The organism is Elusimicrobiota bacterium, assembly GCA_041660925.1.
GTDB lineage: Bacteria > Elusimicrobiota > Elusimicrobia > UBA1565 > UBA1565 > JBAZUV01.
The window spans coordinates 230,472-245,802 of the sequence record JBAZVI010000007.1 but is presented as its reverse complement, the minus strand read 5'-3'; the positions used below and the strand labels follow the sequence as shown (position 1 = coordinate 245,802).

Annotated in this window: 4 protein-coding genes; all 4 read left to right on the top strand. The window is 70.2% G+C overall.

Annotated elements, in window-relative coordinates:
• From WC969_11600 to WC969_11585, 4 genes are read left to right on the top strand one after another with little or no spacing between them, the layout of a single operon-like run.
• Nucleotides 1-2,277 (top strand): fibronectin type III domain-containing protein, encoded by a 2,277-nt coding sequence (locus WC969_11600; GenBank protein MFA6030490.1) that lies wholly within the window; start codon nt 1-3, stop codon nt 2,275-2,277.
• Between the two features lie 59 nt (nt 2,278-2,336).
• Nucleotides 2,337-4,325 (top strand): tetratricopeptide repeat protein, encoded by a 1,989-nt coding sequence (locus WC969_11595; GenBank protein MFA6030489.1) that lies wholly within the window; start codon nt 2,337-2,339, stop codon nt 4,323-4,325.
• Nucleotides 4,322-5,749 (top strand): HAMP domain-containing sensor histidine kinase, encoded by a 1,428-nt coding sequence (locus WC969_11590; GenBank protein MFA6030488.1) that lies wholly within the window; start codon nt 4,322-4,324, stop codon nt 5,747-5,749. Before WC969_11595 ends, WC969_11590 begins: the two co-directional genes overlap by 4 nt.
• 12 nt (nt 5,750-5,761) lie before the next feature.
• On the top strand, nt 5,762-15,331 hold the full coding sequence (locus tag WC969_11585; GenBank protein MFA6030487.1) for a hypothetical protein: 9,570 nt from the start codon (nt 5,762-5,764) through the stop codon (nt 15,329-15,331).

Below are 15,331 nucleotides of genomic sequence, written 5' to 3'. Positions count from 1 at the left end.
ATGAAGAGCCTCCCGGGGAAGGCGCTGCTCTCGGCCCTCCTCGGGGTCTTCTGCGCCCTCTCCGCCTCGGCCGGCGGCAAGCTCGACGGCGGGACGCTCGCGATCCCGCGCTCCGCGGCGACCGGCGGCGGAACGCTGCTCGCCTCCGCCGGGTTCGGCCTCGCCAACGCCGTCGGCGAGACCTCCGTCTCGACCTTCAGCGGCGGCGGCTTCCGCCTGCAGACCGGCCTCGTCCCGCTCGTCCCCCAGCCCGGCAGCGTCACCGCGCTCGCCGTCGTCACGAAGTCCACCGGGACGCTCGAGCTCTCCTGGACGGCGCCGGGGATCGACGGCCTCCTCGGCGACGTCGTCGCGGGGGTCTGGCGCGTCGACTACTCCTCCGAGCCCGCGCACGCCTTCGACCCGACCGTCTTCAAGCTCGAGATCCCCACGGCCTGCGCGGCCGGCTCGCCGCAGGGCCTGGTCCTCACGGGCCTGGAGGCCAACACCACCTACTTCGCCCGCGTCTATCTCGGCGACGTGCGCAAGGCCCTGGCCGAGACCTCCGACCAGGAGGACTCCTCGACCTGGGCCGACACCCCGGCCTCGCCCGTGCTCAGCGCCGTCTACGCGACGAGCATCACCATCACCTGGGCGCTGCCCGCCTCCGGCGCCGAGGGCTACCGCCTGCACGCCTCCTCGACCGACTTCGGCGCCGCGCTCCCGGGCGGGACGCTGTACTCGACCTCGACGCCCGGCGGCACGGCCGTGACGCTGACCGTGCGCAACCTCGTGCCGGCCACGACCTACTACTTCCGGCTCGGCAGCCTGAACTGGCAGGACGACTTCAACTTCACGACCCTTCTGGCTACGCGCACGCGGGGTTCCGGCGGCGTCATGCCCGTCTCCAACCTCGTCGCCAGCGCCGACCCCTGGGCGCACCGCGTCGCGCTCACCTGGGACGACCCCGTCTTCGCGGACTTCGCGGGCGTGCTCGTGCTCATGAGCACGAACCCCATCACGGACGCGCCGGCCGACGGCGCGGGCTATCCGGCCGGCGCGGTCCTCGCGGGCGGCGCCCTCTCGCGCTCGAGCGCGGCCTTCTCCGCGCACGCGGAGGGCGGGCTGGCGCTCGACGCGACCCAGTACTTCCAGCTCTTCGCCCGCTCGAACGGGGAGACCTACTCGGTGGGGGTCGGCACGGCCGTGGTGCTCGACCTTCCGCCGCTCACCGCGGCCGGACTGGGCCTCGAGCTCCTCGGGCCGGTGTCCGCGCGCGTGCGCTGGTCCCCGGTGCTCTCGAGCGACGACGGCTCCTCCTTCCGGAGCGCGCCCCCGGACGGCTGGGAGCTCCTGCGCTACGACGTCTACCGCGCCACGGGCATCGTGCGCGCCGGCTGGACGCTCGTCGGATCGACGAACGCGGCCGCCGAGCACCTCGACGTCGCGCTCCCCCTCGCCGACACGCCGTATTTCTTCAAGGTCGTGCCGGTCGACGGGTACAGCGGGCCCAACGGCTATGCGATGGCCGTGGACACGCGCGGGGACCTCTACGCGGTCGCGCCGGACGGGGTGTCGCGCCTGCGCGTCCCCGCCGACATCGCCGCTTCCCTCGTCGCGGGGGGGAAGCCGGTCCTCGTGCGGGCCGACGAGCAGCCCGGCGACCTGGGCGGCCGCGTGGTCAAGTCGGTGCGCTTCGACGCCTTCACGACGCCGGCGAAGACCTCCCTGCCGAACTTCCGCCTGCCCGAGACGCGCACCGAGGTGAGCCTGCGCTATGAGGTCGCCGGCGGCGTGGTCGTGCCGAGCGCCGCGGGCGCGCTCGCCCTGCCGACGCCCGGCCCCGCGGTCTCGGCGCAGGATGCGACGAGCCGGCTGGGCGCCTACTGGGACGACGGGCGCGACTTCGTGAAGCTTTACGGGTCCGTCGACCCCGCCGAGCAGACGGTGCGCGTGCTCTCCTCGATGCCGGGCGGCTACCAGGTGCGCACCATCGTGCGCGACGCCGCGTTCAGCTTCGACGTTTCCAACATCACGAACAAGGCGCTCACTCCCAACGGGGACGGCCTCAACGACACCGTCGTCTTCGTCTTCGATAATCCGCGCGACTCGGGCTATGAGGGCAAGGTCTTCGACATGCGAGGCGCCTTCGTCTCCGAGATGCGCTCCGGTCCCGTCGCCAACAGCCTGCTCTGGGACGGCAGGGCCGGCGGCCGCGTCGTCGACGGGGGCGTCTACGTCTATCAGATCCGCGCCGAGGGGAAGGTCTTCAACGGCACGGTGGTGGTGATCCGGTGACGAGCGCGCCGGCGTTCTCCTTTCGCGCCGCACTCCGGGGTCCTGGGTGGGCCCCCGGAGTGAGCGCATGGCTCGCCGCCCTGCTCGTCTGCGCGCTCGCCGCGACCGCGCGCGCCGCTTTCGAGGACCTCGGCGCCGGCGGCCGCGCCCCGGGCATGGGCGACGCTTTCGTCGCCATCGCCGACGACGTCTATGCCGTGCACTACAACCCGGCGGGGCTGGGCCGCCTGGAGCGGCCCCAGTTCGGGGCCGCCTACACCGCGCACTTCGTCGGACTGACCGACAACTCCCAGCTCGGCAGCTCCTTCCTCGGCTACGCGCACCCGCTCGAGGAGGGCCGCCGGGGCACGCTCGCCGCCGCCTGGGAGAGCTTCTCCCTGAACAGCTCCCTCTACCGGGAGCAGAGCTTCGCCCTCGCCTACGGCCGCAGCGCCTGGAAGCCCGACGCCGGAGGCGAGCTCTTCCTCGGCGCCGCGCCCAGGTACCTCCAGCGCTCCTTCGGCTCCTTCCCGGAGGCGTCGAACGCGGTCATCGCCAACGACATCGGCCGCTCCGGCCGGCCCGACCCCGTCCTGAGCGGGACCCGCAGCCGCGGGGCGCTCGACGCCGACCTGGGCGCGCTCTACCGCTTCGCCCGCCACTTCACGCTCGGCGCGCAGCTCGCGCATGTGCTGCAGCCGAACGTCGCCTTCAGTTCTTCGGACCGCGATACCGTGCCCATGGCCCTGCGCGTGGGTCTCGACTACGGCAGCCTCGTCTCGCACCTCAGCGCGCAGATCGAGACGCGCCGCGCGCCCACCGGCACGCGCGACCAGAGCCTCGCGGTCGGCGCCGAGCGCTGGTTCCCCAAGCTCTTCGTCGGCGAGTTCGGCCTGCGCGGCGGCCTCGACCTGGGTTCGCGCGATTTCGCCCAGCTCTGCATGGGCGTCTCATTCCGGACGCGGCGGCTGACGGTCGACTACGGCTTCGGAATCCCGCTGCGCACGGTGTCCTCGACCTCCGGCAGCCACCGGGTCGCCGTGGGCTTCCGCTTCGGCCGCACGACCGACCAGGAGGAGTCGCTCGAGATGGTGCTCGAGGCGATGCGCCAGCTCAAGAGCGGCACGGCGCCCGCGGTGATCCAGGCGGACGCGAGAGGTCTCTCGCTGACCCAGAGGGCGGTGCTCGACGAGCGGCTCGCGCAGACCAACGGGCTCGAGCGCGTCGCCCGCTTCCGCGAGGCCTCCGAGAAGATGACCTCGGCGCTCGCCATCGCACCCTCGGACCCGGCCGTGCTCGGGCACTTCAGCCGCCTCAACTTCATCGCCCAGCAGTACCCCGAGCTCACCGACTACCAGACGAAGCCGGCGCAGGCCGCCCTGCATCGCGGTCTGCTCGCCTACCTCGCAGGCGAGGACCAGAAGGCGGTCGAGGGGGCCGCCGAGGCGGTCCGGCTCGAGCCGAAGGACAAGGAGCTCGACGCCTTCCTGACCCAGCTCGAGCGCGTCACCGGCCGCAAGCGCATGCCCGTCTCGGAGGAGACGAAGCCCGTCGTCGAGGCCGGCTGGCTCGCGCAGGCCGAGCGGGCCATCCGCGAGCGCCGCTACGACGACGCCGTCGAGGCGGCGCGGGGCGCGCTCGCCGAGAACCCGAGCGACGCGGCGGCCTGGGAGGACCTCGGTACCGCCTACTTCGCGATGAAGGACTATCCGCGCGCTTACGAAGCCTGGCGCAACGCTCACGAGTACGAGAAGAGCCCGAGCGTGCGCGACGAGATCAAGGGCTACATGAACACCATCGAGCTCGTCCTGCGCCGGCGCGGGCTGAGCGTGCCCGAACGACGCCGGGCCGCCGCGGCTCCCGCTCCGGCGCCTGCTCCCGCTTCCTCCGCGGCACCGGCGACCATCACCGAGGCCGAAGCCCGCGCCCTCTACCAGCGCGGCGTCGACGCCTTCACCCGCCGCGACTTCGCCGAGGCCAAGGCGGCCTTCGAGGAGATCCTGCGCGGCGACCCCGGCAACGTGGAAGCGGCCAACGCCCTGCGCCGCGTCCTGGAGGAGGCGCGTTGAAGCTGAGGATCCAGCTCGCGCTCGGCGTCGGCGCGCTCGTCGTCGCGCTGCTCGCCGGCACCGTCCTCTCCGTCCTGCGCGTCCAGCGCAGGGCGCTCGAACGCCAGTCCGACGAACGCCTCACCGCCCTGCTCGAGGGCGCGGCCCGCGTCACCGGCGAGGCCGTCGCCGCCCGCGACGAGCTCATGGCCGTCAGCTATCTCATGTTCCTCAAGCGCGAGCACCCGGAGCTCGTCTACGCCGAGGCGCTCTGGGGCTCGCACTCCGCGCGCATCGGTGAGCCGAGTCCGGGCCTGCGCATGACGGGCAAGGCGATCGAGGTCCGCGGCATCGAGCAGGGAGCGGGCCGCGAGTCGGCCTCCTCTCGGCCCGTGCCGGGGGGTGCGGCGGGTCCCCTCGGCGCGGGCCGCGAGTCGGCCTCCTCTCGGCCCGTGCCGGGGGGTGCGGCGGGTCCCCTCGGCGCCGAGCTGAGGCTCGGCTTCGACGCCGCGGCGCTCGACGCCGCGATCTCCCGCGCCCTGCGGCCGCTGCTCCTGCGCACCTTGGGGCTCGGAGCGTTCTTCGGCTTCCTCGGCATCCTCGCCGCGCTCCTCTTCGCCTGGCGCCTGAGCCGGCCGCTGAGCGCGCTCGCCGCCGCCGCCGACGAGGTCGGCCGCGGGCGGCTCGACGCCTCGGCCGCGGTGCGCGGCCCCGAGGAGGTCCGCCTTCTCGCCGTGCGCTTCAACGCGATGACGGGGAGCCTGCGCGACCTCATGCAGTTCCGCGAGGACATGCTCCACACCCTCACCCACGAACTCAACAATCCCCTCGGCGGGCTCAAGGCCTACATCGGTCTTCTCGAAGAGGGCCGCTTCCCCTCGGGGGAGAGGGGGGAGGAGGCGGTGCGGACCATGGGCTCCGCCGTGCGGCGCATGGAGGCCTCGCTGGCCAACGCGCTCGCGCTCTTCCGCGCCGGACGTCCCCGCGCCGAGGCGCCCGGCGGGCTCGCCCGGATCGACGACATCGTCGCCGAGACCGTCCGACTCTTCACGCCCGCGGCCGAGGCCAAGGGCGTGCGCCTGCTCGTCGGCAAGCTCGCGCAGGCGAGCCTGCGCGGCGATGAGGAGCCGCTGCGCCGCGTCGCCGCGAACCTGGTCTCCAACGCCGTGAAGTACACTCCCGAGGGCGGCGAGATCCGCGTGAGCGTCGAGGTCGACGCGCGCCGCGTCTTCTTTCGCGTGGCCGACACCGGCCGCGGCATCGCTCCGGAACACCTGCCGAAGATCTTCGAGAAGTTCGACCGCGCCGGCGAGTCGCGCATCCCCGGCGCGGGTCTGGGACTGCACATCGTCCGTTCCGCCGTCGAGGCGCTGGGCGGCACCGTCGCCGTCGAGAGCGTCCTCGGAAAAGGCTCGACTTTCACCGTCGTCCTGCCCAAAGCGTAGCAGGGAGGCCGTATGAACCAGAGAGAAGGCCGGCGCATCCACGACATCCGGAGGGGGGTCCTGACCGTCGCCCCCGTCCGGGTCGTCCTGGTGGCTGCCTTCCTCATCCTCCCGTGGGTAGGGGTGACGTGTGTCCGGGCGCAGACTTTCCCGGCCGCGATGAACTTCCAGGGCCGCCTCACCGACGCGTCGAACAACCCCCTTTCCGGCGGACACAACCTCGCCTTTGCGCTCTATGACGCCTCCTCGGGCGGGACTCCGCTCTGGTCCGAGACGCAGAGCGGCGTGAGCGTCGTCAACGGCGTGTTCGCCGTGCAGCTCGGCGCGGCGACGCCGCTCTCACCGCTCTACTTCTACGGCTCCGAGCGCTGGCTGCAGGTCACCGTCGACGGCACCCCGCTGACCCCGCGTGAGAAGCTCGCCGCCGCGCCCTACGCTCTCAACGCGGGCGCGCTCGACGGGCGCGGCTACCTCTCGTTCGTCTCGACCGACACGACGGCGCAGAGCATCGCCGGCGCCAAGACCTTCACGGGGGCGCTGAGCGTTCCTGCGCCGACGCTCTTCGCGGGCGCCGCGGGCGACCCTGCCGGCTCCGCCGGCGCGCTCTACTACAACTCGGCGAGCAACAAGCTGCGCCTGCACATCGGCAGCGGCTTCGTCGACATCGCGACCGGCACCGCCGGCGCGGGCGGCGCGACCTACACCGCCGACGAGCTCTCGCTGCACCTGGCGGGCGGTCAGTTCTCCGCGCTCTCCTCCTCCGTGACCCTGCAGGGCAACAGCTTCAACGCGGCGGACCGGCTCGTGAAGCTCGACTCCTCCGGCCGCCTGCCCGCGGTCAACGCCTCGCTGCTCACGAACCTGCCCGCGGCGTCGGGCCCCATCGCGCCGCAGTACGTCGACCTCTCGACGGTGACGGCGGCTTTGAATCTGAAGCTGACGAGCGGCGCCGTTCCCTCGGACTTCGTCGACCTTTCGACGGTGACGGCCGCTCTCGGCCTCAAGCTGACGAGCGGGGCGGTGCCGGCCGACTTCATCGACCTCTCGACCGTGACGGCGGCGCTCCTCGGCAAGGTGGACCGCTCCGGCGACGGGATGACGGGGCCGCTGACGATGCTCGGGAACTCGACGGTCACGGTGAAGGGCGACGCGTTCTCGGTGGGGGGAGCGACCTTTGCGGTGGCCTCCGGCCGCATCGGGATCGGTACGCAGGCGCCGGTCACCCGCCTGCACGTCGCGGGCGGAGATCTTCAGGTCGGAGAGCAGACCGCGAGCACCATCGCCGCGGCAGGATATGTCACCCTTGCGAATCTGAGCGCCGCTCCGGCCGCGGCGCCCGGACGGCTGTACTACGACATCGCCGGAGAGGGCGCCCTCATGCTCCGTCTCAACTCCGGCGGCTTCGTCGCGATCGCCACGGGCTCGGCGGGCGCGGGCCTGAGCTCCGTCAACGCCGACGGGGCCCAGTTCACCGGGCTCGGCACCGGGGTCAGCCCTCTGACGCTGCAGTCCTCCTCCGTCACGCTGCAAGGCAACGTTTTCAACGCGGCGGACCGGCTCGTCAAGCTCGATGGTTCGAATCGCCTCCCCGCGGTCAACGCCTCGCTGTTGACGAACCTCCCCGCGGCCTCGGCTGCGGTCGCGCCGCAGTATGTCGACCTCTCGACGGTCACGACGGCGCTGAGCCTGAAGCTGACGAGCGGCGCGGTGCCGACGGACTTCGTGGATCTCTCGACGGTGACGGACGCGCTGGCGCTGAAGCTCGACGCGGGGGCCGCGATCCCTCCGGGTTCGGTGAACCTCTCGACGGTCACGACGGCGCTGAGCCTGAAGCTGACGAGCGGCGCGGTGCCGACGGACTTCGTGGATCTCTCGACGGTGACGGACGCGCTGGCGCTGAAGCTGGACGCGGGGGCCGCGATCCCGCCGGGTTCCGTGAACCTCTCGACGGTCACGACGGCGCTGAATTTGAAGCTGACCTCCGGCGCGGTGCCCTCGGGCTTCATCGACCTCTCGACGGTGACGACGGCGCTCGACGGAAGGGTCGCGAGGGCCGGCGACGGGATGACGGGCCCCCTGACGATGCTCGGGAACTCGACGGTCACGGTGAAGGGCGACGCGTTTTCGGTCGGCGGCAGCACGCTCGTCGTGGCGAACGGCTGGGTGGGTTTCGGGACGGCGGATCCGACGGGGATCCTCCACCTCAAACAGGGGAACGTGAACGTCGTCGTGTCCAGCGCGAGTGCGGGGTCCGGCCCGAACATAGCGCAGGTCCCCGTGATGACGTTCTTCGGCTATACGGGCGGCGGGCCGAGTTCCTGGGATGGAAGTACGCGGTTCACCTACAACGACGCAGGCTTCTCGATCAGTCACAACGGGGGCACGAGCGGGCCGAACCTGGGTCCGCTCGGCTTCGGCCTCGGGGCCGGCGGTCGGGAAGACGACCTGTTCGTCAGTTCGATCGGTGCGGTGGGCATAGGGACGAGCGATCCCCAGTATCGGCTGCACGTCGCGACCGGGGCGCTCGAGGCGGGCGACATCGTCGTCGTTTCGACCGGGACCTCGAACGTGTTCCGGGTGACCGGGCAGGGCGAAGTGTATGCGAACAAGCTCTACGGCGACGGCTCTTCGCTCACGGGAATCAACCTCTCCAGCAAGGTCGACAGGGCCGGCGACGGCATGACCGGTCCGTTGACCATGCAGGACGGGTCGTCGGTCACGGTCAAGGCGAGTCTGCTGGTCGACGGCTTCAACAACGCCGCCCGACAACTCCGCTTCCGCGACGCGGATGCCGCGGCGGCGGGCGGCGTCGGCGCCTTCGTCTATAACACGGGTTCCGACTTCGACGGTCTCGCGATCCACGCCCAGAGCGGGATCTCCCTGCGCACGAACGCGACGGAGCGCGTCGTCGTCAACGTACTCGGGGACGTCGGTATCGGGGTGCCGAGCCCGCTTGCGAAGCTGAACGTGAACCGGCCGATCCCGCTGGGGGTCGGCGTCAGCAGCGCGTCGCTCTATCTGCGCGGCTCGGACAACGGCTACGGTCTCGCGATGGGCAATCTGACGGGCGGCTATGCCTGGCTCCAGGGGATGATCAACGACGCTCCCTCGCTTCCGATCCTGCTCAACCCCGCGGGCGGGAGCGTCGGCATCGGCACGATGAACCCGGTCTACCGCCTGAGCGTCAACACTCCGACCGGAGCGGGCGAGACGCGGAACCTGCTGCAGCTCGTCGCGGAGCAGACCGGCCGCAACCCACGGCTCAACGTCGTGTCCCAGAACACGGAGACCGGGACGAAGTACATCTCGGCGCAGACGGACGCCGACGACGGCGTTTTCCCGCACATGGTCCTGCAGCCGAGCGGAGGGAGCGTCGCGATCGGCACGACGACGCCGAACGCGCGTCTGCACGTGAAGGACTCCGTCTCGAATCTCCGTTTTGGGCACAATCTGAGCGCCGGCAGCGGCGGTCCCAGCCTCATGCTGGAGACCGACTCGAACGTCTACGGCGACATCCTGTGGCGCACGTATGCCGCCGACCAGGTGCGGCTGCGTGGAAGCTCCTATGGCCTCGCGGTCGGGGGGGACAATCCGCGCCTCAACATCGGCTACGCCGACGCGAACTACACCAACGCCGCCCTCGTGGTCAACGGCAACGTCGGCATCGGCATGACGGATCCCGGAAGCTACAAGGTCAACGTGGCCGGTTCGCTGAACGCCACGGAGATCCGCGTCAACGGCACCATCCTTACTCCCGGCACCGGCTCGAACTGGACGGTCTCGGGCGCGGACGTCTATCGCGCGGCCGGCAACGTCGGCATCGGGGCGTCCAGCCCGGGGAGCCTGCTGCATCTGAGGAGCACGAACGGCGGCACCCTGTTCATGGAGTATCCCGGGAACACGAACTCCTTCATCGGTCAGAACTCCCTCGGCCAGCTTCTGCTGGGGAGGGGCGTCTGGCAGCAATCCAACAGCCAGCTGACCATCGAGCCGAACGGCAGCGTGGGGATCGGCGTGGTCTATCCCGCCGCGCGTCTGCACGTCTCGAGCGCGAGCGCGCTCGCGACGGAAACGGTCTTCCAGGTCTCCAGCGGGACGGGCCAGGGACAGGAGCTGCTCGTCGTCAAAGGGGACGGGAAGGTGGGCGTCGGTAAGTCCGATCCCGGGACGACGCTGGACGTTGCCGGCGTCATCCGGACCTCGGGCTCTCGCGTCGAATCGCTCGGCGTCACGGACTACCACAACCACGGGCTGCGGATGTCCACCGGGAGCACGAACCTCTGGCAGCTCGCGCCGGCCAACGGATTCTTCAGTCTTTCGATGTGGAACGGCTCGACCTGGAAGGACTGGGTCAACGTCGATGCGACCGGTCGGGTCGGGATCGGCTCGACGAGCCCCGGCGCGCAGCTGCAGTCGGTCTACACCCTGCCGGGCGTCCTTCCGGACGGGGTCGCCTACTTCGACAACCGCGGCGCGAACGTCGATTCGACCTTGAAGCTCGGGGATTCCACGGTCAACTCGACGCGCTTCATCCTTCGCGCCCTCAACGACAGCGACGGGGACGCGGGAGGGGCCACCGACGTCTTCGTCGTCAAGGCCGACGGGAAGGTCGGGATCGGGACGGGAACCCCGGCGGCGGTGCTCGACATCCAGAGTCCCCTGGCGGACAGCCAGGGGAAGCTCCTGCGCTTCACCTCCGCGGGCACGGAGTGGCTCAAATTGACCCGGCTGGATGCGACTTCGACGGCCATGCTGCAATCGGCGCAGAACATCTCTCTGCAGCCGACCGGCGGCAACGTCGGCGTCGGGACGGCGGATCCGGGGTCGAAGCTCCATGTGTCGGGGGATGTCCAGGTGGGGGACCTCACGGCCAGCACGATCGCCGCCGCCGGCTACTACACGTTCGCCGGCATCTCCCAGCCGGCGGCCGCGCCCGGACGCGTCTATTATGATTCCGCCGCGAAGAAGCTGCGGCTCTCGACGGGGACGCTCACGGCGGATTGGCTGGACCTTTCCGGAGGCGGCGTGCCGGCGGGCGCAGTGATGTTCTTCAATCTGGCGAGCTGTCCGAGCGGATGGAACGAAGTCTCCGGCGCCCAGGGCCGATACGTGGTCGGATTGCCGCCGAGCGGCACTCTGGCGGGAACCGCGGGGTCGGCGTTGAGCAACCTCGAGAACCGGGCGGTGGGACAGCACGATCACGCCATCACCGATCCAGGGCATGTGCACGACCTCCTGGGCGATGCCTCGGGTGCGGACGTCACCGTGGGGGCCGACAACGGAGCCGCCACCCATAACGGGAGCTATGCGGGGAACGTCGCCTCACATGTCACGGGGGTCACGGTCAACAACGCGGGCTCCGTCGCCGGCACCAACGCGCCGTACATCCAATACCTCGTGTGCCAGTGCACGGGGCCGGGCGCGTGCCAATCGAGCGCCTCGGGGCAGTCGGTCGACACGACGGCGAACCTGGGCGGCGGTACTGCCGGTGCGCTGCCCTACCAGTCCTCCGCGGACCATACGACGTTCCTGTCCATCGGGGGAGCGAACGCCGTCCTGACGTCCAACGGCTCCGTGCCGACGTGGAACGCCGCTCCCGCCCTGTCGGGGACCAACTTCACCGGCATCGTCGACGGCGCGCTTTCGAGCAACGTGGCGAAGCTCACCGGAGCGCAGACCTTCAGCGGCGACAAGACCTTCACCGGCGCGCTGACGGTGCCGGCGCCGATGCTCTTCACGGCGGCCGCGGGCGACCCGGCCGGTTCCGCGGGCGCGCTCTACTATAATTCGACGAACAACCGGCTGCGTCTGCATATCGGCAGCGGCTTCGTGGACATCGCGACCGGCACCCTCGGCGCGGGGCTCGACGACAAGGTTGCAAAAGCCGGCGACGGGATGACCGGTCCGCTGACGATGCTGGGCAACTCCACGGTCACCGTCAAAGGCGATGCGTTCTCTGTCGGCGGCTCGACGCTGGCGGTCAGGAACGGCCGACTTGGAATCGGGACAGCGGATCCTCTCGCCCTGCTGACCTTGAGCGCAGCGGGGCCGCGCCTGCTCATGACGGATGCCTCCGGCGGCGCCGACGCCAAGAACTTCGACCTCTTCAGCGGTGGGGCGGGGCTGTATCTCCGGACGGTCGACGACGCGGGGACCGCGCTTCACAACGTGATGAAGTTCCAGAAGGGCGCCGCAGGCGTACACGACTATACCGCGCTCTTCAGCCGCAACGTCGAGCGTGCACGACTCGACCCCTCGGGACAGTTTGGAGTGGGAACGCAGACCCCGGCCGCGCGTTTGCACGTGAGCAGCGAGAGCGCGGTCGCGGCCGATACGGTGCTGCTCGTCTCGAGCGGCGCGGCGGCGGGGCAGGAACTCGTCGCCGTCATGGGCGACGGCCGGACCGGCATCGGGACGACGGCTCCCGACGGGTTCCTGCACGTGAGGGGCGGCAACACGAACATCGTGGTCTCGAGCATGACCGCCGGGGCCGGTCAGGCCGCAGCTCAGGTGCCGGTCCTGACCTTCACGGGGGCGAACGGGATCGGTCAGCCGTCATGGGATGGGAACACGCGCTTCACGTACAACGCCTCGGGGTTCGCCATCAGCCACAACGGAGGCGGCGCCGGACAGGCTTCGGGGCCCCGCGGCCTCGGCCTCGGCACCGCGGGACGCGAGGGAGACCTCTTCATCAGCTCGGGCGGGGCCGTCGGCGTCGGGACGACCCTGCCGTACTATCTGCTGCACGTCTCGAGCGGGGCGGGGGAGCCCGGCGACCTTCTGGCCGTCTCCACGGGGACTTCGGACGTCTTCCGTGTCAACGGCCAGGGCGAGGTGCGCGCGAACAAGTACTACGGCGACGGGTCCGCCCTGACGGGAGTGAGCGACGGCGCGGACAAGGTCGCGAAAGCCGGGGACGGGATGACCGGTCCGCTGACGATGCTGGGGAACTCGACGATCACGGTGCTGGGCGACGCGTTCTCGGTGGGAGGGAGCACGCTCGTCGTCTCGAACGGGTGGGTCGGCATCGGTACGCCGAGCCCGGCGGCGGCGTTGGACGTGAAAGGCAGCGGCGCAGGGCACGTGATGATCGGCGCATGGACGAGCGATACGGCGTTCGGCGGCGTGAGCATGAACGGCTCCCTTGGGAACGATGGGAACGGTCTGTTCAATCGCGGCGGCTATGCGCTGGTCGTTAACAGGCAGACCGGCCAGGACATCGGGTTCAAGGAGAACTTCGGCGCGAACCAGATGGCCGTCGAAAACAGCGGACGCGTCGCCGTCGGTCTCGGAGTCCAGCGGGCCGCCGCGCGCCTGCACGTCTCGAGCGCGAACGCGGTCGCCACGGACACGGTGTTCCAGGTCTCCAGCGGGCCCGCCTGGGGGCAGGAGCTCTTCCAGGTCAAGGGCGACGGCAAGGTCATCGTGGGGCCCGGGGACGCGACCACGACGCTGACCGTGCGCAGTCCCGACACGATGGGCAGGATCGACATCTCGGGCCCGGGCAACGCCTGGAACTATTCCGGCTTGAGCCTCCTATCGAACGACGCGACGCCGAAGTACTGGGGCTGGTACCACCGGAAAGTCGGCGGAGAGACGAACAACCTGCTCCTCGAGGAGTTCGACGGCACGAACTATAAACAGCGCATGGTGATGAGTCCGGACGGCACGGTGGACTTCAGCAACAGTACCGGCAAGACCCAGTTCGAGCTCCAGGGCCTCGGAGACGCCTTCAACTACACGAACATGGTGTTCTGGAACAACGATTGGACCAGGTACTGGGCCATGATGCACCGCAAGGACGGCGGCGACGTCAACAAGCTGTTCTTTGAGGAGTACAACGGCTCGGCCTACAACACCCGCATGACCCTGGCGCCCGGCGGCAGCGCCGGGATCGGGACGACGGCTCCGGCTGCGCGCCTGCACGTCTCGAGCGGGACGGGCGAGGCCGGCGACATCCTCATCGTCTCGACGGGGTCCTCGAACGTGTTCCGCGTGACCGGGCAGGGAGAGGTCTATGCGAACAAGCTCTACGGGGACGGGTCCGCGCTGACCGGCATCTCGGGCGGCTCCGGCAAGGTCGACAGGGCCGGCGACGGGATGACCGGCCCGCTGACGATGCTGGGGAACTCGACGATCACGGTGCGGGGCGATGCGTTCTCGGTGGGCGGGAGCACGCTCGTCGTCGCGAACGGGTGGGTCGGCATCGGTACGCCGAGCCCGGCGGCGGCGTTGGACGTGAAAGGCAGCGGCGCAGGGCACGTGATGGTCGGGGCGTGGACGAGCGATACGGCGTTCGGCGGCGTGAGCATGAACGGCTCCCTTGGGAACGATGGGAACGGCCTGTTCAACCGCGGCGGCTATACGCTGGTCGTGAACAGGCAGACGGGTCAGGACATCGGGTTCAAGGAGAACTTCGGCGCGAACCAGATGGCCGTCGAAAACAGCGGCCGCGTCGCCGTCGGTCTCGGAGTCCAGCGGGCCGCCGCGCGCCTGCACGTCTCGAGCGCGAACGCGGTCGCGACGGACGCGGTGCTGCAGGTCTCGAGCGGCACGGCGGCGGGGCAGGAGCTGCTGGTCGTCAAGGGGGACGGCAAGGTCGGGATCGGGACGCCGAACCCCGGCGGGAGGCTGAGCGTGCAGGGGACGGGGACAAGCAACGTCCTGTTCGTGAGCTCGGACTCGGCCGGGACCTCCGGGAGCTTCGTCGTCGACAACAACGGGAACACGGCGCTTCAGGGCGCCCTGAAGATCAACACGGACGGACTCAATGCGTCCACCCGCTTCCTGAGACTGAGCTCCTACGGCCAGGACGGCATCATCCGGATCAATCCCGGGACCGACAGCACGATCTACCTGAACCGGGAGTCGGGCGTCGCGCGGGACCTGCACGTCTGGAACGGGCAGTCGAACGACCTGCTGAGCATCATCGGCGGGTCCGGCAACGTCGGCATCGGGACGACGAACCCGACCTCCAAGCTCCATGTTTCGTCGAGTACGGCCGGCGAGGCGCGGCTCATCTTGCAGGACACCTCCGGGGCGGGGACGAGGGGCGGGTCGATCACCGGGAGTTGGAGCATGAACGGCATGTTCCTGGACACCCTGGTCGGGGACAACGCGACGCACCTGTACTACGGCTCCTCGAACGGCAACGTCGACCAGCATCACTTCTACGCCGACGGTGCGGAGAGGGTGACGATCAGCAGCCAGGGCTACGTCGGCATCGGGACGACGACCCCGCTCGGGGTCCTGCACGTGGCCAGCGGGCAGATCGTCGGGAAGACGACCTCGAACACGGGGACGAGCATCAACTTCCTGAGCGGCAACCTCCAGTACACGAACCAGAGCTGCAGCGCGGGCTGGAACCTGTACCACATGAAGGATGGGGCGAGCTACTCGCTGGCGGTGCAGGGCACGGGCGTGGGGACCTGCGGCTTCAACGCCTACAGCGACAGCGGCTCCACCGCTCTGACGATGCACCTGCCGCCGGACCACGGGGCGACGACGACGGGCAAGCACACGGTGTATACTTTCATCGTGCTGGGCACGCACGTCTACGCGGCGTGGATCCCGGGGTATTGA